23 protein-coding genes and 1 pseudogene are annotated in these 24,247 nt (G+C 45.1%); 15 read left to right on the top strand and 9 right to left on the bottom strand.

What is annotated here, in order from left to right; genetic code table 11:
* Positions 1-47 precede the first annotated feature (47 nt).
* Positions 48-467: a YhjD family protein gene (locus FS666_RS15970; RefSeq protein WP_244943935.1), complete on the bottom strand. Its 420-nt coding sequence runs from the start codon at positions 465-467 to the stop codon at positions 48-50.
* A gap of 182 nt (positions 468-649) precedes the next feature.
* Between FS666_RS15970 and FS666_RS15965 the strand changes: the two genes are divergently transcribed.
* The 3 genes from FS666_RS15965 (at position 650) to addA (ending at position 8,656) form a co-directional block, all read left to right on the top strand.
* Positions 650-1,258, top strand: a complete 609-nt coding sequence (locus FS666_RS15965; protein ID WP_120069143.1) for a TVP38/TMEM64 family protein — start codon at positions 650-652, stop codon at positions 1,256-1,258.
* A gap of 173 nt (positions 1,259-1,431) precedes the next feature.
* Positions 1,432-4,926 (top strand): helicase-exonuclease AddAB subunit AddB, encoded by a 3,495-nt coding sequence (addB, locus tag FS666_RS15960; protein ID WP_144463644.1) that lies wholly within the window; start codon positions 1,432-1,434, stop codon positions 4,924-4,926.
* Entirely contained in the window at positions 4,916-8,656 is a 3,741-nt protein-coding gene (addA, locus tag FS666_RS15955; RefSeq protein ID WP_144463645.1) for a helicase-exonuclease AddAB subunit AddA, read from the top strand. Before addB ends, addA begins: the two co-directional genes overlap by 11 nt.
* Before the next feature lie 95 nt (positions 8,657-8,751).
* Here the strand turns inward: addA and FS666_RS15950 are convergent, their stop codons facing one another.
* The 6 genes from FS666_RS15950 to FS666_RS15920 form a co-directional block, all read right to left on the bottom strand.
* Complete coding sequence (locus tag FS666_RS15950; protein WP_120069137.1) at positions 8,752-8,970, bottom strand: spore germination protein; 219 nt, start codon at positions 8,968-8,970, stop codon at positions 8,752-8,754.
* Between the two features lie 11 nt (positions 8,971-8,981).
* Positions 8,982-9,380, bottom strand: a complete 399-nt coding sequence (locus tag FS666_RS15945) for a spore germination protein GerPE (protein ID WP_120069135.1) — start codon at positions 9,378-9,380, stop codon at positions 8,982-8,984.
* A gap of 16 nt (positions 9,381-9,396) precedes the next feature.
* Complete coding sequence (locus tag FS666_RS15940; RefSeq protein ID WP_120069133.1) at positions 9,397-9,570, bottom strand: spore germination protein GerPD; 174 nt, start codon at positions 9,568-9,570, stop codon at positions 9,397-9,399.
* Positions 9,560-10,174, bottom strand: coding sequence for a spore germination protein GerPC (gene gerPC / locus FS666_RS15935; RefSeq protein ID WP_186306614.1), 615 nt, complete (start codon positions 10,172-10,174; stop codon positions 9,560-9,562). Before gerPC ends, FS666_RS15940 begins: the two co-directional genes overlap by 11 nt.
* 399 nt (positions 10,175-10,573) lie before the next feature.
* Positions 10,574-10,780, bottom strand: a complete 207-nt coding sequence (locus FS666_RS15925; protein WP_120069126.1) for a spore germination protein GerPB — start codon at positions 10,778-10,780, stop codon at positions 10,574-10,576.
* 21 nt (positions 10,781-10,801) lie between these two features.
* Positions 10,802-11,023, bottom strand: a complete 222-nt coding sequence (locus tag FS666_RS15920) for a spore germination protein (protein WP_120069123.1) — start codon at positions 11,021-11,023, stop codon at positions 10,802-10,804.
* A gap of 242 nt (positions 11,024-11,265) precedes the next feature.
* Here FS666_RS15920 and FS666_RS15915 point away from each other — a divergent pair, with 242 nt between their 5' ends.
* The 5 genes from FS666_RS15915 to FS666_RS15895 all read left to right on the top strand — a co-directional run bounded on the left by FS666_RS15915 (position 11,266) and on the right by FS666_RS15895 (position 17,328).
* Positions 11,266-12,465: a DUF418 domain-containing protein gene (locus FS666_RS15915; protein ID WP_144461358.1), complete on the top strand. Its 1,200-nt coding sequence runs from the start codon at positions 11,266-11,268 to the stop codon at positions 12,463-12,465.
* On the top strand, positions 12,446-13,342 hold the full coding sequence (locus tag FS666_RS15910; RefSeq protein ID WP_144461357.1) for a fumarylacetoacetate hydrolase family protein: 897 nt from the start codon (positions 12,446-12,448) through the stop codon (positions 13,340-13,342). The genes FS666_RS15915 and FS666_RS15910 overlap by 20 nt, the downstream gene beginning before the upstream one ends.
* Before the next feature lie 90 nt (positions 13,343-13,432).
* Positions 13,433-13,804 carry a YisL family protein gene (locus FS666_RS15905; protein ID WP_120069115.1) on the top strand — a complete coding sequence of 124 codons (372 nt, stop codon included), beginning with the start codon at positions 13,433-13,435 and terminating at the stop codon, positions 13,802-13,804.
* Between the two features lie 379 nt (positions 13,805-14,183).
* Entirely contained in the window at positions 14,184-15,590 is a 1,407-nt protein-coding gene (locus FS666_RS15900; protein WP_144461356.1) for a vWA domain-containing protein, read from the top strand.
* Positions 15,591-15,801: 211 nt separating this feature from the next.
* Positions 15,802-17,328 carry an alpha-amylase family glycosyl hydrolase gene (locus FS666_RS15895; RefSeq protein ID WP_144461355.1) on the top strand — a complete coding sequence of 509 codons (1,527 nt, stop codon included), beginning with the start codon at positions 15,802-15,804 and terminating at the stop codon, positions 17,326-17,328.
* A 75-nt stretch (positions 17,329-17,403) separates the two neighbouring features.
* Here the strand turns inward: FS666_RS15895 and FS666_RS15890 are convergent, their stop codons facing one another.
* Positions 17,404-18,267 carry an SDR family oxidoreductase gene (locus tag FS666_RS15890; protein ID WP_144461354.1) on the bottom strand — a complete coding sequence of 288 codons (864 nt, stop codon included), beginning with the start codon at positions 18,265-18,267 and terminating at the stop codon, positions 17,404-17,406.
* A gap of 88 nt (positions 18,268-18,355) precedes the next feature.
* Positions 18,356-18,847 (bottom strand): YajQ family cyclic di-GMP-binding protein, encoded by a 492-nt coding sequence (locus FS666_RS15885; RefSeq protein WP_120069104.1) that lies wholly within the window; start codon positions 18,845-18,847, stop codon positions 18,356-18,358.
* Positions 18,848-18,913: 66 nt separating this feature from the next.
* Here FS666_RS15885 and FS666_RS15880 point away from each other — a divergent pair, with 66 nt between their 5' ends.
* The 7 genes and pseudogenes from FS666_RS15880 (at position 18,914) to FS666_RS15855 (ending at position 23,500) form a co-directional block, all read left to right on the top strand.
* The gene (locus tag FS666_RS15880) at positions 18,914-19,261 is read left to right on the top strand and encodes a hypothetical protein (protein WP_144461353.1); all 348 of its coding nucleotides are present in this window, start codon (positions 18,914-18,916) and stop codon (positions 19,259-19,261) included.
* Between the two features lie 9 nt (positions 19,262-19,270).
* Positions 19,271-20,461 carry an RHS repeat domain-containing protein gene (locus FS666_RS15875; RefSeq protein ID WP_120069098.1) on the top strand — a complete coding sequence of 397 codons (1,191 nt, stop codon included), beginning with the start codon at positions 19,271-19,273 and terminating at the stop codon, positions 20,459-20,461.
* A gap of 15 nt (positions 20,462-20,476) precedes the next feature.
* Positions 20,477-21,823 (top strand): annotated as a pseudogene (locus tag FS666_RS15870) (polymorphic toxin type 8 domain-containing protein); the annotation flags it as partial.
* Between the two features lie 12 nt (positions 21,824-21,835).
* On the top strand, positions 21,836-22,213 hold the full coding sequence (locus FS666_RS15865) for a DUF2750 domain-containing protein (protein ID WP_120069093.1): 378 nt from the start codon (positions 21,836-21,838) through the stop codon (positions 22,211-22,213).
* Between the two features lie 62 nt (positions 22,214-22,275).
* The gene (locus FS666_RS20575) at positions 22,276-22,620 is read left to right on the top strand and encodes a hypothetical protein (protein WP_306463611.1); all 345 of its coding nucleotides are present in this window, start codon (positions 22,276-22,278) and stop codon (positions 22,618-22,620) included.
* A gap of 199 nt (positions 22,621-22,819) precedes the next feature.
* Positions 22,820-23,005, top strand: coding sequence for an RHS repeat-associated core domain-containing protein (locus FS666_RS20565; RefSeq protein WP_306463610.1), 186 nt, complete (start codon positions 22,820-22,822; stop codon positions 23,003-23,005).
* Positions 23,006-23,038: 33 nt separating this feature from the next.
* Positions 23,039-23,500: a hypothetical protein gene (locus tag FS666_RS15855; RefSeq protein WP_144461352.1), complete on the top strand. Its 462-nt coding sequence runs from the start codon at positions 23,039-23,041 to the stop codon at positions 23,498-23,500.
* Positions 23,501-24,247 lie beyond the last annotated feature (747 nt).

Raw genomic sequence — 24,247 nt, 5'->3', positions numbered from 1 at the left:
CTTTCCTACGATAAGTCAACATCGGCTCGTTCCTCGCCGTGTTTCCTTTATCTCGTCGGAGGCGCTCCAGTCTGTACGTCGATGGGCAAGGCGCTTGCGCTTTTCTTATGAAAGGAGCCGGGGCTTAAATAAAGGGACATTAATTCTTCGACCCTGTTTCGCAGCCGGGGATTGAAGTAATTATGGTGTTCTTCGTATCCCTTATACAGGAACAAGTACATCGTAAAAATTTCGTCCGATTTCAACCGTTCCACCCGAATGTTATTTTTGTGCAAATACCGTTTTACTTCCGCCAGCTCTTTCTGCACTTCCCGTATGGTGCTTTCAATCAAATGCTGATAGGGCTTTGGCAGTTTGAACGGGCTTTTTTCAACAACGGACAAATCACGCTGTAAAACTGTCAGCAGCATGGGCAAATAGATCGCTTGTTCAATGATATCCCGTTCATTCTCCGGAATTCTTGTCATTGAGCAGTCTCCTTTTACGAACATGTGTTCTTAATTTATTTTACTAAGGGATGAAAAAAATAGCAAGCTGAAAATTTTTCCTGCTACAAGATGTCGGATAGAACAAGCAGGCTCAGCTATGATATAATTTATAAGAAATTAAGCTGCTGGCCCATTTACCTGCTTGGAATAGAGGAATGTTCATGGATTTGTTCTCATTCGAAGACTGGATCACGATAGAAAATATAATTGAACTGATTGAAAAATACCGCTCATTCGGCCCGCTTCCAGGAGTTTTGCTTCCTTTTTTGGAGGCTTTTCTCCCTTTTCTGCCGCTTTTCCTATTTGTTATGGCAAATGCCAATGCCTTTGGACTGGGATGGGGCTTTCTTTTTTCCTGGATCGGGGCTTCGGGAGGAGCCTACGTTGTATTCCTCCTTATTAGAAGGTTTGGCGAAGCAAGAATTTTTGGGCCTCTCCGCCGAAACACCAAGGTGCAGAGCCTGACGGCATGGGTGGAAAGACGCGGATTCGGCCCGCTGTTTCTTTTGCTTTGCTTCCCGTTTACTCCATCGGCGGTCGTCAATATTGTGGCGGGGCTTTCAGGGATCGGAATTTATCAATACATGCTGGCCGTATTGACAGGAAAAGCAGTGATGATCTTCATCATGAGTTTCATCGGCTACGATGTCATCTCATTGATCAGGCAGCCGATTAGGACGGGGATTGCTCTCGGGGTCATCGCGATTTTGTGGTATATCGGGAAGCGGATTGAAGTAAAGCTGAAACAAAAGAAATATGAACGGGGATAGTTATACATACATATATGCCAAAAACGCATAAATGGAAGCTGCTGCAGGATATAGCGGCTTTTTTTCGTCTTGCCGACAGGGAATATATGTTCGTTTTTTGCATTCCGTATATGGTATAATCCATATAAGAAAAATTAAAACGATGTTTTTTCAATAAAAGAGGGGTTGAAAGCATGTCACTACGCTTTGTCATTGGCCGTACAGGAACGGGAAAAACAACTCTAATCCAGGATGAAATCAGAAAAAAGCTGGAAGAGCAGCCTGATGGCCCTCCGATCCTGTATATCGTCCCGGAGCAAATGACTTTTTTATCTGAATATGAATTGGTCCAATCAAAAGGCCTTGCGGGAATGATCCGTGCACAGGTATACAGCTTTACCCGGCTTGCATGGCGCATTTTTCAGGAAACCGGCGGAGCAAGCCGAAACCATGTGACCAGCACCGGGCTGAATATGCTCATAAAAAAAATAATCGAAGAACATAAAAATGAGTTGAAGCTGTTCAAGCAGGCGTCCGATAAAACAGGATTCATTCAGGAAGTTGAACAGATATTTACGGAGTTCAAACATTACTGCGTCAAGCCGGAAGATCTCGCCCAAAAGAGGGAAGAAGTGGGCTTTTTCCAATCCCAAAAAGCGCTTGCCGACAAGATGCATGACCTTGAATTGATCTACAGGCATTATGAAGATGCCCTATCGGGAAAATATCTGGATTCAAACGATTACCTGCGCCTGCTGGCTGAGTCGATTGATAAATCCCGTTTTCTGAAAAATGCCGAAGTGTATATAGACGGATTTCATAGTTTCACACCCCAGGAATATTTGGTTATCGAACGCCTTTTGACTGTTTGCAGCCGTGTATCTGTGTCCCTTATGCTCGACCGTCCATTCAAAAGTGAAACGCCTGATGAACTATATTTATTCAGGATGACGGGAGAAACATATGAAAATTTATATGAACTGGCATCCCAGGGGGGGATAGCAGTCGAAGATGATGTGATCCTCAGGGAAACTTTTAAATTTAAAGATGACAGCCTGAAATTCCTGGAATCGCGGCATGCCGGCAGGCCGGCGGGCCGGTATTCCGGCAGGCCTGCCGTCAGGCTGATGCAGTCCGTCAACAGGCGTGCGGAAATCGAAGGGATTGCAAGGGAAATACGGCGCCTCGTCATGGAGGAAGGCTACCGGTACAAGGATATCGCGGTGTTGATGCGAAACGGGAACCAATACCAGGGTGAAATGGAAACGATTTTTTACGATTATGATATTCCTTACTTCATCGACCAAAAGCGCTCCATGCTTAACCATCCGCTTGTTGAACTTATTCGATCTGTACTGGAAGTGATCAGCAGCAATTGGAGATATGAGCACGTGTTCCGCGCCATAAAAACCGACCTGCTTTTTCCGCCGGAAGGTGATTTGAACAGTCTTCGGGAGCAGATGGACAGGCTTGAAAACTATGTCCTGGCTTATGGGATCAAAGGAAATGGCTGGACGAAAAAAGACAGATGGACATACCGCCGCTTCCGCGGGTTGGAATTGGACAGCATGGTGCAGACGGATGAAGAAAAGGAAATCGAAAAGGAGCTTGCCGTCTCAAGGGATATTGTCGCCCTGCCCATCCTCAGGCTTGCAAGGCGCCTGAAAAAAGCTGAAACGGGACGGGAACTGTGCGAAGCCGTCTATTTCTTTTTGGAGGAGCTTGAAATTCCCCGGAAACTGGAACTGCTCAGTGAAGATGCAGAAGAAAAAGGACAGCTTGTTGCATCAAGAGAACATGACCAGGCTTGGAATGGGGTAATGGAGCTGCTCGACCAGTTTGTGGAAATACTCGGGGATACAAAAATGAAGCTGGAAGAATTCATCCCTGTAATCAATGCCGGCCTGGAAGAGATGAAGTTCTCCCTCATTCCGCCGGCCATTGATCAAGTTTTTGTGGCAAACCTTGAGCAGTCCCGCCTTTCACATGTCAAGGTTTCATTCGTCGCCGGACTGAATGATGGCGTCCTTCCCGCCAAGTTCAGCGAAGGAGGGGTATTTTCGGATGAAGACCGGGCATCCCTGATGGATGCCGGCATGAATATCGCCCCTGACAGCAGAAGAAGACTTCTCAATGAGGAGTTCGTCGCCTACAGGGCATTTACTTCGGCGGAGGAGCAATTGCTGCTTTCCTGGTCTCTGGCGGATGATGAAGGAAAAGCCCTCCAGCCATCACCGTATATTGATAGAATAAAAGGAATGTTTCCTGAGATAGTTGAAACAACTGCCGTGAATGATCCGGCAGAGTTAAGCGGCGATGATCAATTTGAATATATCTCCCACCCTGATTCGGCAGCGGCCTATTTGACGGGTCAATTGAACCTGAAGAAAAGAAATTATCCCGTTGAGCCGTTTTGGTGGGATGTCTACAACTTTTACATGTCCGACCCGCTTTGGAAAAGAAAGGCTGACAGGATCCTGTCGAGCCTGTTCTTTAAGAATGGGACGAAAAAGCTCTCCGAAGATACAAGCAAAGACCTGTATGGGGAAAGCATTACCGCAAGTGTATCGAGAATGGAGCTTTTTAACAGCTGCCCTTTCTCCCACTTTGCATTGCACGGCTTAAAGCTCCGCGACCGTGAAGTTTTCAGGCTTGAAGCGCCGCATATCGGTGACTTATTCCATGCCGCCTTGAAGTGGATTTCAGACCAGGTGAACAAAAACAACTTGAAGTGGGCAGACCTGACGAAAAAGCAATGTGAACAACTGGCCATGGAAGCCGTTGCGTTTTTGGCGCCCAAACTTCAAAATCACATTCTGTTAAGCTCCAACCGATATAACTATATTAAAAGAAAGCTTGAACAGGTGATTGGAAGGGCATCTTATGCAATGAGCGGGCATGCGAAGGAAAGCGGCTTTTCACCTGTCGGATTAGAGCTGGCCTTTGGTCCGAAACAGCAGCTACCGCCTCTGGCCTTCACATTGAAAAATGGAATGAAGATGGAACTGCAGGGCCGGATTGACCGGGTGGATAAAGCGGAGAATGACAATGGGATTTATTTGCGGGTCATTGACTATAAATCCAGTGCAAGAGAAGTGGATCTAAGTGAAATCTATTACGGGCTTTCATTGCAGATGCTGACGTATTTGGACATTATCATCACTTATTCAAAGCAATTGATCGGAAAAGAAGCATTTCCAGCGGGCGTATTTTATTTCCATCTGCATAACCCGATGATCCAGACTGATAAAATCATGACATTATCTGAAATAGAGGAAGAAATATTCAAGAAGTTCAGGATGAAAGGACTTGTTCTCGAAGATCCGGAGCTCGTCCGCCTGATGGATTTTTCCTTGGAGACAGGCGAATCCAATATCATTTCGGCGGGGATAAAAAAAGACGGTACGCTCAGTGCGAGATCGAAATCCGCAACGAAGGAAGAGCTTGGATTGTTGAGGCGCCATGTGCGCTCCCTTTATCAGCAGTCGGGGAATGGAATCATATCGGGGAAAGTGGACATAGACCCATATCGGATGAAGGATAAAACGCCGTGTAAATTTTGTCTGTACAAACCGGTGTGCCAGTTTGACCCGGCTCTGCCGGAAAATGAATTCCGGCTGATCCAGCCGGAGAAGCGGGAAACTGTCATCACACGTATCCGGGAAGAAGGTGAAGAACTTGAAAACTGATATACCAATTAAGCCTGAAAATAAGACATGGACGGACGAGCAGTGGAAAGCCATTTTTGCAAAAGACCAGGATGTATTGGTGGCAGCGGCAGCCGGTTCCGGAAAAACCGCAGTGCTTGTCGAGCGGATCATCCAAAAAATAATTGCAGAGACCGATCCGCTTGATGTCGATCAGCTGCTCGTGGTTACTTTTACGAATGCCGCAGCAGCAGAGATGAGAGCAAGAATAGGGGACGCGCTGACCCAGGCAATCAATGAGCGGCCGGAATCCGGCCATTTAAGGAAGCAGCTCGGCCTCCTGAACAGAGCATCCATTTCAACGCTCCATTCCTTTTGCCTCGATGCAGTAAGAAAGCATTATTACATGATTGATATCGATCCTCGCTTCCGGGTGGCTGACGATAATGAAATCGGCCTCCTTCGGGATGAAGTCCTGGATGATCTGTTTGAAGAAGAATACGGAAAAGAGAAGAATGATCAGTTTTTCAGGCTGGTCGACACTTTTACAGGGGACCGGAGTGATGAAGAGCTTCAGGAACTCGTACTTAAATTATACGATTTCTCCAGGTCTCACCCGTATCCGGACCATTGGTTGGACGCTCTTGTTGACATGTATGATATTCCGGAAGGTACCGGCATCCAGGAGCTTCCATTTACGCAGATATTGTTGTCTGATATCGAGCTGCAGCTTACAGGCGCAAGACAATTGCTTGAAGAGGCTTATGAAATGACCCAAATGCCGGGAGGCCCGGCTCCAAGAGCTGCCAACTATCTGGAGGATTTGGAAGTAGTAAGCCGTATGCAAAAAGCAGCAAAAGAAAGCTGGGCAAGTCTCCACAGCGAGATGAACAACTGGAAGTTTACCAGAGCGAAAAGCTGCCGCGGAGACGAATATGACCAAGAACTTCTGAAAGATGCCGATGCGCTTCGCAAAAAAGCAAAGGGTATTTTGGAAAAGACGGCCAAGGATATTTTTTCAAGAGAAGCGGAAAGCTTTTTGCGTGACATGCGCCGAATGCATCCGATATACCAGGCCCTGGTCCATTTGGTAAAGTCATTTGCCGACCGCTTCGCTCTTGAAAAGAAAGAGAGAGGCATTGTTGATTTTGCTGACCTTGAGCATTTTGCCCTGCATATTTTAGTGGACGGCGATCTTTCGGATAATGAAGTCCGACCTTCAGAAATTGCCCTTGGATACCGGAATCAGTTCAAAGAAGTGCTTGTAGACGAATATCAGGATGTAAACATGGTTCAGGAAACGATTCTTCAGCTTATTTCGGCCGACGGTGAATCCGACGGGAATTTATTTATGGTCGGGGATGTGAAGCAGTCGATTTACCGATTCCGGTTGGCCGAGCCGAATCTGTTTTTAGAGAAATACACCAGGTTTACCCCTGATGGAGAAAATAACGGCCTTCGGATTGACCTGTCCAGAAACTTCCGGAGCCGGGCAGAAATATTGGACGGCACGAACTTTTTATTCAGGCAGATCATGGGAATAAATGTCGGGGAAATTGATTACAACAAAGATGCCGAGCTTGTTCCCGGTGCACGTTATCCTTCAGATGACGTTTACCCGATAGAGGTGGCAATTATCGATCAATCGGAAGAGCCCGATTCAGAAAATAGTCTCCAAGAGGGAGGATTCGATGAAGAGGAAATCGAGCAGTCCCGCTTGGAAGCCAGATTTTTGGCCAAGAAAATCAGGGAGATCATCGATGAAGAAAGGCCCGTATATGATCCGAAAACCGGGCTGCATCGTCCGGCACAGTATAAAGATATCGTCATACTGATGAGATCCCTCACCTGGGCTCAGGATATCATGGATGAATTCAAACACGAAGGAATTTCTGTATATGCGAATCTTTCGTCCGGTTATTTTGAAGCGACAGAGGTAACGGTGATGTTATCGCTTCTGAAAGTCGTCGACAACCCGGATCAGGATATACCGTTGGCGGCGGTCCTGCGTTCTCCTATTGTCGGCCTTGACGAAGAAAGCTTGGCCCGAATCAGGGTGAACTTCAGGAAGGGCAGCTTTTATGAAGCTGTAAAAAAATTCATTAAAAATCCGGGTGACGCAGCCGACGAGAGGATAAGAACAAAGCTTATTTCATTCATTGAAAACCTTCACGGCTGGAGGAGTATGGCGAGAAGCGGGGCGCTTTCCAGCTTGATTTGGCAGTTGTATCGGGATACGAACTTTTATGAATTTGCGGGCGGGCTTCCCGGCGGAAAGCAAAGACAAGCCAATCTGAGGGCACTTTATGACCGGGCTTCCCAATATGAGGAAACGTCCTACAGAGGTTTGTTCCGCTTCCTGCGCTTCGTTGAAAGGATGCAGGACCGCGGTAAGGATTTAGGGGCAGCCCGTGCACTGGGAGAGCAGGAGGATGTTGTTCGGCTGATGACGATCCATTCCAGCAAAGGATTGGAATTTCCGATTGTATTTGCTGCCGGTTTAGGCCGCCAATTCAATATGAAGGACATCAACAGCCCATTTTTGTTCGATAAGGACTTCGGCTTTGCCAGCAAGTATATTGATTCGGACAAGCGGATCTCTTATCCATCCCTGCCCCAACTGGCATTGAAAAGAAAAAAGAGGATGGAACTTGCTGCAGAGGAAATGCGAGTTTTATATGTAGCCCTCACGCGTGCAAAGGAAAAGCTGTATCTCGTTGGAATCGTTAAAAACCTGGAAAAAGAGATTAAAAAGTGGTCCAAAGGAAGTCTTGGGGGAGAATGGCTCCTGAAGGATTTTGACCGGGCATCCGCCACGGCATTCATGGATTGGATCGGACCTGCGATCATCAGGCACAAAGACTGCAACATTGCCCGCTCCCCGGCTGTTAATGGGGATGTCAGCGGTCATCCTTCAAGGTGGAAAGTGGATATATTGCCTGCTTCCATCCTGCAGCCGACAGAAGAGGCAAAAGAGCCTGACGTCTGGCTTGAGACAGTGAAGGAAGGGCTGCCCAGCAGCATCCAATCATCTTTGAAGGATAAGGTGTTTTCAAGGCTCAGTTGGAGTTATCCTCATTTGATTGCTTCGAAGAGGATGTCCAAACAAACGGTTTCGGAGCTGAAGAGAATGGCGGAAATAAAAGATGAGGCCAGCGCTGCAACGTTGATGGGTGGAAGCCCTCGGACGAGTGCCCCGATTTTTAATAAGCCGAAGTTTCTTGAAAAGCAATCCATATCGTCGGCTGAACGCGGAACAGTCATGCATGCGGTCATGCAGCATATCCCACTTAATGAAGTTCCGACACTGATGTCTGTTGAACATCTGCTGGACGACTTGATTCAAAAGGAAATTCTTACGCTTGAACAGGCGGATTCCGTTTCAGGGGAGCAAATTGTACAGTTTTTTCAAAGTGATCTGGGCAGGCGGCTTCTGCAAGCGCCCGAAACTAAACGGGAAGTGCCTTTCACCATGGGTATCCAGGCAAAAGAAGTCTACTCCGATTGGGATGGTGAAGACGAATCTGTCATTGTCCAGGGAATGATTGACTGCATAGTGCTGGAAGAGGATGGAGCCGTATTGCTCGATTACAAAACGGATGCTATCAGCGGCCGTTTTCCGGGAGGCTTCGATCAGGCTAAGAGGGTGCTTGAAAAAAGGTATCAGATGCAAATTCATTTATATGGACAGGCTATCGAACAAATCTGGAAGAAGAAAGTGAAGGAGAAGTATCTATATTTCTTTGATGGCGGCCACATTTTAAAAATATAATAAAAGAGTGCCAAGTTGGGGGCGAATCAGCCCCTCCTTGGTACTCTTTTTTGTCCGCTTTAGTGCGTTAATGCAGCGGGGGCCTGGCCCCTGGCTTAGTTATTGCCGACAGTCGGCTGGTCAACCAGGTTTGTATCAAGTGTATTAGTTCCACTGATTCCATTATTCGTGACGATAAAACCGCCGGTGCTGGAAGAACCGGAACCTTCAAACGTTTTTGAGGCGCTTTTTGGAGAAATGACAGCTGTGTCTCCAAAATGAACAACGCCTCCCCCGACATTAAAAATTTGGATTGGTCCAACGATTGCAGGCATTTGTCATCTCCCTATCTTTTTTTAATGCTATCCTTTTGGATCCCAGGGGAAATCTGCCGAATATGAAGAACCCTTGCTTCAGTATTGATATGATTTGTAGTGCCTATTTGCACGATGGCAGATGAAGAAATCGTAATAATATGGACATTGCCGACTTTGATATCCGGACACTCGTTATACTTTGTAATAGACGGCGGCGGAACGGGAAGAGAAGGGATTGGGATAGGCTTGTTGAACGCATTGTAATTTCTGAAGTTGCCTTCGTTGACAAAAAACAATTCTTTATTTCTCTGAACAGCCAAAGCATCTGTGAATGCTTTCAAATGTACAGTGTCGCCGATTTCAACGACGGAGCCGAAGATCATACTTTTAATATCCATTGTTTTTACGACAGAACCTCTTAGCGGCATAATGGCATCTCCTTATTTAACGGGAAAGAGGAACAAAAGGCCCGATGATCAAAGATTCCGGCGGTGTGTCAAAAACGGACGCCAACTGGATTGTATTCGCATCTCCTACCAGCAGAACGGATGAAGCACTCACCCCGATCACCCGGATCTGCCCGACACATAATTCACGGTTCACCACATTAAGTTCCATGGGGGTTCGCCCCTCCCTGTTGATTTGGAATTTGAGAAATGAAGCCATGTACGGCTTTGTTAATATCCGCCAGTAATGTCTTGTATACTTTTTCGTACAATTCTTCTTCTTTCAGATCTGCGCCCGGCTGCGCGCTGAAGAAGCCCAGATAATGATCGGCTCTTGCGGGAATCTGTTTGCGGATATCTTCCTTGATTATGCCGATATAGGGCTCTTCAAGATTCCTGCCGATCTGTTTTTCTGTATCTTTTATCAGGGTGTCCAATTCATTATCGATATAATGATTCAGTTTTTCCAGTGTCTCATCATAAAGGTCGGGATGGCGTACAAAAGCCTGGGTTTGCTGCGACCCTGGCGGTACTGAAAAATCTTCCACAGAATCCAGGTCAGCTGGGTTGATACCGATATTTAAAGTTCCCTCCAATGTTTCCACTTTTAACTGGTCAAACTTATATTCCAGCCTTTCCACAGTCACAGCGGGCTTTTCTTTCATTTGTTTCAGTTCATTTGTCAGGAATTGGATTGACTTTCTCAGTTGGGTAATCTCCTTCTGCTGCCTTTCTATGAAGAAATATAATTGCTGCATCGTGTAATTTGCCTGCATTTTGTACATCCACCACCCTTTTTTTAAAATTATAAAATGCTCAGGTTGTGAGTAACTTATTTGTCACTTAATGCTGCGTCCGGCTCCGACGGACAGGAGGTCCTAGTGTCGCCGGCGCCACAGGACGTGGCGCTTTAAGGCGGCCAGCGCCTAGCGACTAGCAAACTTCGCCCTCCTTTCCTCGAAAAAGCTTTGCTTTTTCTGCGTGGATGTTTATTCGAGGAAGTTGCTCAGAGCACTACGATAAGTCAACATCGGCTCCGACGCACAGGATGTGCTAGTGCAGGCGAAGCGACAGGACGTCGCTGCTTGAGCCTGCCTTCGTCGCCGTGTTTCCTTTATCTCATTGCGGAGTGCTCCAGTTTGTACGTCGCTAAACAGGCGCTTGAGCCTTTGTTCTTATAATGGAATTAAGCTGATTTCCTGCTGCGCCAGTTCGGTTTCGCCTGTTGCAGCAGGAGCAGGAGTAGTATAACCGCCCGTATTATATAAATGGGAAGAAGGGGTTATGACTCCCGCAGTACCGATTTGCAGCACCGAAGAGTTGGTAATACCGCCGATTTTGATCATTTGTATATGAATGGTCTGCTGAACATTTACAATCATGGCTTCCTCCTGTGCCATTATTTATAGGTTCAATAAGATGCCCTGATCCAGCCCGTCGGCATCATAACTGTTAGTGGCAGAGTTTTGGTTCCGAATCCTGATTCCTTCACCTGTATTAAATGATCCTGCACCCGCAAACGTTTTGGCATAGGAAATCGGATGGATTTGAAAAACATCCCCAATATTGAATGTCGCTCCTGTATTTACATTGATAATTTGAACGGCACCAACGAATCCGGGCAATACCGTTCACATCCTTCCATATCTCCGTATTGATCCATGCAATGTATTTTATGAAAAAAAATCGAATTGGTGATATTGCTTCTATTTTATGCATGATAGCCTCCATCCAAAAAATTCATCGCAGCAAGTATTATTGATTGTAGTTTTTTAGACAAACTTATACGATGGTGGTATAAAGAAATACGGAAGGGTTATAAAACTATTCTCATAAGGGGGCTTGGAATGGCCTGAAAGGAGCTGCGATGAATAAACATTTGGAACCGGTAAATGCAATGGAGAGAATCCAGGCTCTCGATGTTCTCAGGGGTCTTTCCCTGCTGGGGATTCTGCTGGTGAATATGATCGGCTTCCATTCGCCATACGGTTACTATAATCCATATGAATGGTGGAAGTATGGGGACCTGACAGTGTATGCGTGGCTGGATGTTCTGGTACAGGGAAGTTTTTATCCGATCTTTGCGATGATGTTTGGCTATGGATTGGTGATCATGCAGAGGCGTTCCGCAATCAGGGGAACTTCTTTTTGGAAAATCAGTTTAAGAAGACTTTCCGTTCTGCTCATTTTTGGAATCATACATGCTTTTTTTATTTGGTATGGAGATATTTTGATTACATATGCGTTGATGGGAATGGTCCTGCTCTTGTTTTTGAGGCTGTCCGGTCCATGGCTGATGGTATTGGGCTGGGCGCTTTATTTGCTGCCGCAGTTATTCTTTTCGGGCATGCTTGTCTTAGCGTCACTGTTTGATACTGCATCCCTCGCGGATTATATTGATATTGCGGGCCTCCAACAGGCTGAGATCACATATTCAAGCGGGAGCTTCATGGATATCACAATCCAGAGGATTGCAGACTGGAAGGCGAGCAATTTATCGGGCGGCCTTATCATATATCTGTTTTTAATATTGCCGATGATGATGATCGGGGCAGGGGCCGGGAAAATGCAATGGCTGGAAAAAGCAGGCAGCCAGTGGAAGAAGTGGCTTGTCATTTTACTTATTGCCCTTCCTGTCGGTATTGCCGTAAAAATGCTGCCTTTTTTCGCAGGTCTTTCCATCAGTTTTCAATACATACAAGATGCAATTGGCGGGCCGATTCTCGGCATGGCCTATATAGCCGCCATTGTTTTAATCATGAGGAGCGCCAAAGCTGCAAAATGGCTGCATCCGCTCAGTTCAGCGGGACGGATGTCGATTACGATCTATATCATGCAGTCCGTGATCGGGACATTGATATTTTATCATTACGGATTGGGGCTTTACGGAAAAGTTTCGTTGGCGACGGGGACTTGGCTTGCTTTTGCCATTTATATTATTCAGGTAATATTCGCCGAAATTTGGCTGGCCAAGTTTAAACAGGGACCCATTGAGAAGTTTTGGCGGTTTTTAACATATGGAAAAAATAAAAAAAGAGGTGCAGTCAATGAAGTTAATGAGCTTTAAATTTGAAGGTACAGAAAAATATGGAGTTGTTGACGACAGCGGCCAAAAGGTTTGGGATGTGCCTGCATTGGCGGAGGCAGCAGGCAAATTGGCTCCTCCTACCATTCTTGCAGGAATTGAAGGTGGCGGGCAATTTTACGAAAATGTAAAAGAGCTTGTTGAGTGGGGTGTGCAAAATGGAAAAGATGAGTGTTTGCATTCGTTGGAAAATATCACATGGATGGCGCCTATTCCGAGGCCAAGGAAAAATATTATGTGCGTCGGAAAAAATTACCGCGACCATGCGATAGAAATGGGGAGCGAAGCGGATATACCGGAGCATATCATGGTTTTCACCAAAGCCCCTACAACTGTTATCGGGCATGAAGCGCCTGTCGATGCCCACACGGAAGTGACCAATGAGCTTGATTATGAGGGTGAGCTGGCTTTGATCATCGGAAAGAGAGGGAAAAATATTCCTGAAACCGAAGCGCTCGATTATATTTTCGGCTATACAATCCTTAACGATGTAACAGCGCGTGATCTTCAAAAAAGACATAAGCAATTTTTCATCGGAAAAAGTCTTGACACTACCTGTCCGATGGGACCATGGATTGTGCACCATTCAGAAATCGATAATCCGAATGAACTTGCCATCCAGACGAAAGTTAACGGTGAAGTCAGGCAGGATTCCAATACGAAGCATTTCATCTTTCCGACAGAAGAAATTATTGCTACATTGTCACGTGGAATGACGCTTGAACCAGGAGACATCATTGCCACCGGCACTCCGGCAGGAGTAGGGAAAGGCTTCAACCCTCCGCGTATGTTAAAAAGCGGGGATCAGATCGAGATTACGATAGAAGGCATCGGCAAATTGCACAATTCTGTGAAATAGCATGTTTCCATTTGTCCGCCAATGCTAGTATGATAAGATTGGAAGGGAATCTATGGAAACAGCAAACACGTTTTTCGGGAGGAAGTTAATATGTTTGATTCGACTCATGCCCACATCACAACATGGGCAATTGCTCTCATTTTATTTGTCGTCGTTTTGGTGCTGCAAAAAGGCGGCAATCATAAAGGTGCCAAAATCACGCAAATGATATTGCGGGTCTTTTATTTGCTGATTATCGCAACCGGAGTGCTTCTTTTCTCAAAACACCAAAGCTATAATCCTGCACTCTACGGAGTAAAGTTCTTGGGCGGCGTTATTGTCATTGTCATGATGGAAATGCTTCTTGTCAGAACGGGGAAGGGAAAGAATACCGGCATTCTTTGGGCCGTATTTGTCATCGCCCTGGCCATCACTTTTTTCCTGGGGCTGAAATTGCCGCTCGGATGGAATATGCTTTCATAGGAATTGGAAAAAACCGTTGATTTTCAGCGGTTTTTTGTGATTGGAAAGCCCTTTTCTCAGAGTAGGAAAGTATAAGAAATTTTAGCTTTAAAATTTTGAACAAAGCCTTTTATTGTCTAGCTCCAGCGCCTATCGACTAGCAGACTTCGCACCTCCTCCTACGATAAGTCAACATCGGCTCGTTCCTCGCCGTGTTTCCTTTATCTCGTCGAAGGCACTCCAGTCTGTACGTCGATGGGCAAGGCGCTTGCGCTTTTCTTACGTAAATTACGACAAAAGGTCCTAGAAAAGCATATGCAGACTTGCTAATATGGATGAAATAAGATGAAGGGACAGGAAGGGGAAATCCATGTTACGGAAATAGCTTCTGCTTTATACTATGATTATCCTGGTTGGGGGATGCTCCGGCAAAAAAGTTGAGGATGAAACAAAACCGGCGGCGCGTCCGGATTCTTCTGAAAGCTCTCTTGCTGAAGAGGAAAAGCCGGGTGAAGGAGAAAATAGGAAAGCATCGGAAATGGACCTTTCCGAACTTGAAAGAATAAAGATTCCTGAAACAAAGGAAGAATTAGCCGCCCAGCCTGGAGGAATCTTGACGAATGATATTCCTTTTGAAGAAGAAACCAATATGTGGCCGAAAATTGGTCTTGGTGACTATAAGGAAGAGCTTTTGGATAAGCTGGGAGAAGTTACAGGAACGGTACAGGATCCGGAAACGATCTTTAAGGCCATGCAATACTATATTGGAAGTTCAGCTTTTGGGCGTGCGATTAAAGAGCTGGAAGATTATAAAATGGATTGGTATGAACCTTTTTTGCCAGAGCCCGAGGAACTGGAAAGCCACAAGGGGCAGGGGGATCCCGGCAAAGTATTAATTCTTCTCGATGCCAGCTCAAGCATGCTGCTTGATATTGAAGGAAAACAGAAAATGGACGTGGCAAAGTCAGCGGCCACCCGGTTTGCCAATACAATCGGCGGGACGCATGATGTTTCTCTCATTGTTTATGGGCATGCCGGAACGCAAAATGACGAGGATAAGGAATTGTCCTGTACAACCATTGATGAGGTGTATCCGCTACAGCCTTTTGATCCAAAGAAATTCACTGAAGCGGTTGATGGTGTAGAAGCAAAGGGATGGACACCAATTGCGAATGCGATTAAAAAAGCAAGGGAGAACATGTCAGGTTCAAAACAACCGGTCACTTTGTATATTATCAGCGATGGTGCGGAAACATGCAATGGCGATCCGTCGGCGGAAGCAAAAGCATTTGCTGATGAAGACAAGAGAAGGGCTGTCAATATAATCGGCTTTGATGTGGATACTTCCGGGGAAAGCTCCCTCAAAAAAGTGGCTGCTGCCGGCAACGGGGAATATATTTCTGCCAAAACGATTGAAGAATTAAACGGATCCATTGAGAAAAAATGGGTTCCATCCTTTTTGGAGGTAATGAGCAAATCGAATGAATTAATCAAGCATTGGGGTCAATCCTATGATTCATTAACGGCTGTGAACAGCCTGAAAAGCCATATTTATAACGCCGGCGTGGCTGAGAAAAACCGCTATTACTCTGCTCTGAATAGTATCCGGGGAGAAGGAATGATCACTCCTGAAATATACGAAGAAATTAAGAAGCTAATTGAAAAGAAAGCAGATTTATCATTAGAAATATCTAAAGACATGCAGACAAAAAAGCACGATGAGCTTGAGGCGGACCGCCAAGCAGTCATTCATCGGGTGAATGAGTGGAGCGAGCGGATGAATAAAATCCGGAATTCACAAAAATAAAAAGAATACAGGGAAGGGGGTGCGCAGAAATCATTTTTACTTTTCGGACACCCTCTTTTTTCTACTTTCAGAGGTACTGATTGAAGAACCGCTTGAAGCCAGGCGTTCTGCAAAGCGGTAAAAAAAACGCATTGTCTCGATGCATAAAATTGACGGGGGCAGGTGAAAAGGCTAATCTTAAAGGCGTAGATGTTATAGGGAGGTTACGGTTTTGAGCAAAAAGAGTCTGGTTTTCCTGCTGATTCCGTTTCTTCTTTTTTCCGCCGCCTTTTCAGCAAGTGCCGACAAAAAAGAAGAACGATTGTGGGAAGATGAAATCGTGTATTCACTTATGGTGGACCGATTTAATAATGGGGATAACAGCAATGATGAGGGAGTCGACCTTTCCGACCCGGCCAATAAATTCCAGGGCGGAGATTTCAGGGGCATCATCCAGAAATTGGACTACTTGAAAGATATGGGATTTACGACAATCATGCTGTCACCTGTTTTTAAAAATGAGGAAAATGGATTTCACGGGGAATGGGTCAATGATTTTTATGAGACAGACCCTCATTTCGGTACGATCGACGAGTTAAGGGAGCTTGTGAATGAAGCGCACAACAAAGATATGAAGATCATGTTTGAGTTTGTGACAACCCATGTGGGGCAGAACCATCCATGGACAAAGGACCCATCCAAGAAGGATTGGTTCAAAACAGAAGCCATGGATTCGGATAATAAATGGCTGAATGGGCTGCCGCAGCTTGACCTGAATAACAGGGAAGTCCAACGGTATCTGATCGATGCAGCCAAATGGTGGATCGGAGAAACAGGAGTTGACGGCTTCAGCCTATCAGGAATTGACCAAGCGCCAATTGAATTTTGGGCAGACTTCTCTGCTGCCGTAAAAGAGCAAAATGATCACTTTTACTTAACCGGGACAGCAAGCGGAGGCACTGAAGACTTGAAAAAGTACCAGGAAGCGGGAATTGCCGGCGTCGTTGATTCGGCCATGACAAAGCCTTTAAGAGATTCCTATTCCATTATAGATGTATCTTCCAAGTCATTGATGGATGTATGGGAAAAGAATAGTGCAGTCTATCCTGACCCTCAATCTTTGGGAGCCCTTTTCGACGACCGAAACTCAACCAGGTACACCAAAGATATGGTGGACAAAAAACAATACCCTGGAGCCCGGTGGAAGCTTGCACTTTTTTATCTGTATACACAGCCGGAAGTGCCGGTCGTTTTCTACGGTACCGAAATTGCGGTGAACGGGGATTTGCCTCCTGACAATGTCCCGGTGATGAATTTTCGGGCCGATGAGGAATTGATGGAATTTATCGGCCGTATAGGGATGATCAGGCAGGAACAGAAGGCGCTTAGCCGCGGGGATATGGAGCTTTTATATGAGAAAGACGGGATGCTTGTTTTTAAGAGGGAATATGAGGGTGAAACGGTTGTAGCCGCCATTAATAATACAACGAAGGACCAGACCGTGGTGATCCCGTCAGAAAAAATTGAGAATGATAAAGAGCTGCGGGGATTGTTTGCCTCTGATCTGGTAAAAAGCGAGAACGGTAAATATAAAATCGTTGTAGACAGGGAAATGATGGAAGTGTACAAGCTTGCTGATAAGGCAGGTTACAATGTGCCGTTCATCTTTTCGATTTTTGCCGTATTTATCGTCTTTGGCCTCTTTATGTATTTTGCCTGGAAAAGAGGGAAAAAGCGAAATCCATATGAGCAAAGCTGAGCTGCCGAGTTTTCGGCAGCTTCTTTGTGATTATTAAGCGTACTATGGAATGCTTTAATGTGGATAATTTTGTTCTCAACCATTAAGCACTTCTCCGCCATTTACATGGATCATTTGCCCCGACACGTAGCTTGCGTCATTTGAGGCCAGATAAACATAAGCCGGTGCCAGCTCATGCGGCTGCCCAGGCCTTTTCATTGGCTGGGTTGAACCGAACGTCCCGACATGCTCCGCTGAAAAAGTCGATGGAATCAGGGGTGTCCAAATCGGTCCCGGCGCTACCCCGTTAACACGGATTCCTTTCGTTGCCAAGGATGCCGAAAGAGAGCGGGTGAATGATACGATGGCACCTTTAGTCGCCGAATAATCGATCAAACCCGGGCTGCCCTTATAGGCTGTAATGGATGCGGTATTGATGATGCTGCTTCCCTGTTTCAGATGAGGCAGGACGGCCTTTGTCAAGTAGAACATCGAGAACACATTTGTTCTAAAGGTTTTTTGCAGCTGCTCGTCCGTTATTTCAAGAAGGCTCTCTTTCGGATGCTGTTCGCCCGCATTGTTGACAAGTATATCTATTTTTCCAAATTCGTCGATCACCTGTTTTACGATCTGCCGGCAATGGGCTTCATCACCGACATCACCGCGTATAAGCAGGCATTTTCTTCCTTCTTCCTCAATGAGTTTTTTCGTGTTTTGCGCATCTTGGTCTTCTTCCAAATAGCTGATGGCAACATCTGCCCCTTCTTTGGCAAAATAGATGGCAACAGCTTTTCCTATCCCGCTGTCTCCTCCGGTGATAATCGCCGTTTTTCCGTCGAGCTTTCCGCTTCCCCGGTATCCCGGATCAACAGATTTGGGAACAGGATCCATTTCCGACTCTATGCCGGGCTGATGATTCTGGACCTGCTCGGGCATCGTTTGCTTTTTGTTTTCGCTCATGCGTAGCCCCTCCTTGATCTATTGCATAAAAAATGCGAATGGATACATGTATCATTTACCCATTCGCATATGAAATATTCAATTTGATTTATCTGTAGTTGATGAACTGTACATCGATCGGCAGGTCTGCAGACCGGATGGCACTGATGATTTGCTGCAGATCATCCCTGTTTTTTCCGGTAACCCGAATTTGGTCATCCTGGATTTGGCTTTTTACCTTTAGCCGGCTTTCTTTAATGATTGTATTGATTTTTTTGGCATTTTCCTTATCAATGCCCTGAACGAGTTTGCCGCGTTGGCGAACGGTGCCTCCCAGGGCGCTTTCGATTTTGCCGTATTGAATATTCTTTACAGGGACATCACGCTTGATCAATTTTCCAAGCAAAACATCCTTCACCTGCGACAATTTAAATTCATCGTCAGAAATGAGTACAAGCTCATCATTCTCCAAAGTGATATCACTTTTGCTCCCTTTAAAGTCAAATCGGTTCTTTATCTCTTTCATTGCAATATTAATCGCGTTGGTCACCTCGGAAAGGTCAACCTTGGATACGATGTCAAATGAATTTTCCTTTGCCATAATCTACCTCCGGACAGCTTTTCCTTCATTATAGGTGAAAGGGAAGGGCAGGACAATAAGGAAAAAGTGTTTCCTCCAAGTATCCTTACTATCGAGGAAAAATGCACCATTTATTATCAAATAATTTTGCTGCAAGTGACCTTCAAAACGGCGTCCAATGTCAATAACGTGCGGCTATATTTGGAAATCGACCACAACAGTCCAACTTCTTCAGGAGAAGCATGGTTTGACCGCATCCAATTGGAAAAAGCGGATGTCTCATCCCCTTATAATCCGATCGGAAACAGCAGCTTTGAGAATGGATTAACGAGTTGGACGAAAACAAGCGGTACAGCCACAGTGGATCAAGCAAATGCTTACGATGGAAAGACATCCCTTAAAATGACCCGAACAACTGCCCAGGACGGCATTTAATACAAATAAGTGTTTAACATCAATCAAGCCATTGAATCTCCCAAGCCGTTTACCGTTACAGGGATGTCAAGAAGCAGCAAAGTAACGAACACGGTGGACAATGGGCCGAACAAAGATTATTCATTATGGGCAAAGATTGTGTATGCGGATGGAACGTCAGAAGATAAACAGGCCATGTTCCCGATCGGCACACAGGAGTGGAACCGCTCGGCCATTTATATCAATCCCTCAAAGGCGGTACAATCAGTTGAAATCTATCCGACTTTTAAGGGGAATAATGCAGGTACCGTATGGTTTGATTCGATCCGGCTGATCGAAGGAAACATCCTCTCTTCGGCTGTGTATGATGCAAAGAAAAACTATGCCGAGGCATTGACGGATGTCCTCAACCGCAAAACACAGAAGAAATATGATGAAGTCGGAAATCTGCTGGAGGAAACGGATCCAAAAGGCAATAAGAAAACCTATGCGTATGATGCCAATAATCGATTAAAGACGCTCAGCCTCCCTAATGCGTCGGTCGTTTCCTACGACTATGACAAAAACGGAAACAATACCGCGAAAACCATCAGTGCCGGCGAAAAAAGACAAACTTTCACCTATCAATATGACGAAGACAATAAAGTGACATCGGTCACCGATCCATTGAATCACAAGACCAGTTATCAATATGACGATAACGATAATTTGGTACAGACGATTCTGCCAAACGGGCAAATCATTAAAAACACGTATGACAACGCGGATCGCATCGATAAAATCTACTATAACAACAGCCTGGCCTTTGAATTTGTCAAAGATAAAAACGGTAACGAAACATTGATTGCCGACTCTCTTAATCAACTGAAAAAAGAGCAGGCATTTGATACGAAGAACCGGATGACGAACCAGACAATCAAAAAGAATGATGCCATCCTTGAGACGGTATCCTGGAAATATCCGGCCAACTCCGACAAGCTGGAGTCCACAAGTTTCTCGCACAAGGGAACGGCTCAAACGATGAGCTATGAGTATAATAAACTCGAACAAAATACGGTCGTAAAAAATAACGGCCAAACATTCCGGCTCGACTATGACGAGTTGGGCAATGTGACAACCTACTCCCCGCCAACGGAGTCGGCACCACCTATGTCTATGACCCGGCCGGACAGGTCATCTCCATGTCCACAAACAAAGTGGACACGTCAACCGGAGCCATGACGACCGTCATAAAAATACACCTATGATGCCAACGGGAACCGAACGGAAATTCTTTATAATGACGGGAAGAAAGAAACATACACGTACGACCATATGGACCAGCTTGTCCGTGAGACAAAGAAAGACGGTTCCGTTAATGAATACAAGTACGACGGATTCGGCAACCGGATTTATCAAAAGATCGGCAGCCAGGCAGCCGTTACGTCGACTTACAACATGCTCAACCAGCTGACTTCTTACGGGAACGAAACCATCAAATACGATCAAAACGGGAACCGGTTGGAAGATGGGAAGTTCACCTATCAATGGAATGCGGCCGACCAACTCGTATCCGTCACGAAAAAAGGAGAAAGCTCCCCTTTTGCAGAATACAAATATGATGATGACGGCCGAAGAATCCAAAAGAAGGTAAATGGCACCATCACCAATTACATCTATGACGGTGATAGCCTGAACGTCCTGTATGAAACGAATGCCAATGACCAGGTCCAGCGTTCTTATGTCTACAGCGCCGACGGCCAATTGCTGGCCATGAACAAACACAGTGGGAATACAGTCACTGCGACCTATTATTATCATTACAACCCGCGCGGCGATGTCATCGCCTTAACGGACCAATCAGGTAACGTTATCGCCAGCTACTCTTATGACAGTTGTGGCAACCCTTTGGAGGTAAAAAGGACCGGGATTACACTGGAAAATCCATTCCGCTATGCAGGCTATCAATATGATGAGGAGACCGGACTTTACTACTTGATGGCTCGTTACTACCATCCAACACATGGCGTCTTCCTGTCAATGGACCCGGATCCCGGTGATGACGACGATATCCTGACGCAAAATGGTTATACGTATGCCAATAACAACCCCATAATGATGGTCGATCCTGATGGAAAATGGTTCTGGTTAGCGGTGAATGCCGGTTTTGCGGCTTATGATGGATATAAGGCTTATAGAGCTGGGAAAGGATGGAAAGGTGTTGCAGGGGCAGCCGCTTCCAACTTTGGCCCAGGGAAAGTGTTTAAGGGTGCGAAGAAAGTCTATAGGTTTGCAAAGGGCACTGGTAGGCAAGGAAAACAAGCAAAGTTGAGGTCATTGATAAATGACCCTAAACAGCCGAAGCATGTAAGAGGTTGGATTCGGAATGAAAAAAGGCACATAAAAAACGGAAAAAGAAAAAATATTCGCGTTCCAATAGGATACGAGTTAGCTCATAAAAGGAGTTATGAAGCTAGAAAGGGGGCAAGTTACAAACATTCAAGCCTACAAGTTATAAGGAACCATCGATTACAGCACTTCTATGATGGATATGGTAAGGGTAGAAAAAATAAAAACGTTAGATGGAAATATGTGAAACGTTGAGGAGGTCACTAATTGAATAAGATAGAAATCGAAAAAACAATGCAAATGGAGCCGCGTAAGAGGTACGAGTATTTTATCAAAAAAATTGTTGACTTTGAAGAAGTCTGGTCTTTAAGTAATGAAAAAGGTTGGGTTACTTCAAAGGCGTCCGATGGCAGTTTAATGTTGCATTTCTGGCCTACAAAAGAGCACGCAAAATTATGTGCCATTAAGGAATGGGAGAACTCTACTCCGGAATCAATAGATTTAGAAGATTTTGTTGGTAATTGGTTACCTGGCATGCTGAATGACGGAGTGAGCATATCAATATTTTATAACAATATAGATTCAATCACTCTTCCAATAAATAAAATTATGGAGGATATTGAGGAAGAGTTAGAAAACTACTGAGTCCATCCTAGCAAGATAAGAGTAAAATAATCCCCATCTGTCTTTAGATGGGGATTTTACATATGTTTATTTATATTTATTGGACAATGTCAGAATGTATTCTCGTGCCCAACGCTGTCGGAAACACTTATGTATATGACCGAGCCGACCAAATTATCTCCATGTCCACAAACAGAGTGATATCAACCGGTTCCCGTTTTGACCATCATCCATTACGGTCAAATCTGGGAACTGTTTGGAGACGGTACAATACGTACCGATGGAATTTGTCCGACCAACTAGTATCCGTTAGGAAAAAAGGGGAAAGCACTCCTTTTGGAGAATACAAGTATGACGATGACGGCCGGAGAATCCAAAAGATAGTAAATGGCACCATCACCAATTACATTTATGCGGTGACAGCCTGAATGTCCTGTGTGAAACGAATGCCAATGACCAATTCCAGCGTTCTTATGTGTATAGTGCAGACGACCAATTGCTCGCGTTGAACAAACACAGCGGAAATACAGTCACAGCCACCTATTACTACCATTACAACCCGCGCGGTGATGTCATCGCCTTAACGGACCAGTCAGGAAACGTAGTCGCCAGTTACTCATACGACAGTTGGGGCAATCCATTGGAGGCAAAGCGGACCGGGATTGCACTGGAAACCCCTTCCGCTATGCAGGGTATCAATATGATGAGGAACCGGGTCTATACTACTTGATGGCACGCTACTTCCATCCGACCCATGGTGACTTCCTGTCAATGGACCCGGATCTCGGCGACGATGACGTTTTCCTGACATAAAACGGCTATACGTTCGCCAATAATAACCCGGTAATGATGGTGGATCCGGATGGACATTGGTTTTGGATGGCGGGAGGAGCTTTAATTGGGGGAGTATCTTCCTATAAAGCGGCTAAGAAAAAAGGGGCTAGAGGTTGGAAATTAGCCGGAGCAACTCTTGCAGGTGCAGCGATAGGTTCCGTTGGAGGGGTTGGAGCCGGGACTTTCAGAGCTGTAAAGGTTGCTAGAGCTGCTTATAACGCAAGAAAAGGGAGTCAATTTGTCAAGGGAAGAGCCGCTCACAACGCTTGGACGAAAGCAATGAAAAGAGTGGTCCCAGGTGGAAAGTATGATAAAAGATTAAGAGGAACAAAAAAAGCCCGGATGCAAAAGGTATATTCCTGCCGGGAGACACTAGCATTGCAGGAGGTTTTTATTCAAAAGTCAAGCGATTTTAACTTACGAAATAAGTTAGAAAACCGTCCAAAGACTGGTTGGCATAGAGAGAATAAGTAAATCACAGCTTTCACGTAAAATGGGGATATACCGCACTAGATTTTCCAGATCATCTTGCATTATTTAATTCAGAAACTGCACCAATTACTTGGTCCCAAAAAAGCAGACCAAGCTACTCGGAAAGCTTAATCTAATAGATTCATCAACCATTTCGATGTATCTTAACCAATATGAATGGGCAGATTTTCGAGAGACAAAATCGGGGGATAAAGATGAATACCTCCATTGTCTTTTCCATTGTCTTTTCCGCTGGCATTTCCCAACCAAATAAAATGATCCTTAAATCCTCGAGGCCTGTAGATGAAACGTAATTGGACGCATTAATTGTGGATAAACACGCCCTTCATGTATTTGACCGCGGTTATTTTAACTTTAAAAAGTTTGATGCCTATTTCTACGACGGTAAAGTGAAGTGTAGGAGTTTTCGTAATTCTCAGCAACCTCAATACCTGATTTTTTGCCGAGATTGTTCATAAATCATTATTTTATAAAAAGGGGGACATTCGGAATAAAAGGCTCTTTTATTAATAATAAAATATCCGCACAGGGGTTATTCGTGGAAAATGTCATATCAACCTAAATTACGAAAGTAAATTTGCTGAATACATTTTCCCTTATAAACCTAAAGTAAAAACAAGGCTGAACAAAATCTGAACTAGTTTACATTAACTACAATATAATCTATATCCTGAATCCGTGACGTAGTTTGTTAAAAGCTTGAAAAGCAGGCTGATTTTACCCATTTTC

Source organism: Siminovitchia fortis (genome assembly GCF_007681465.1).
In the GTDB taxonomy this organism is placed as follows: domain Bacteria; phylum Bacillota; class Bacilli; order Bacillales; family Bacillaceae_C; genus Siminovitchia; species Siminovitchia fortis.
Note: the sequence above shows the minus strand (reverse complement) of the source record. Positions and strands in the feature narration are given on the sequence as shown.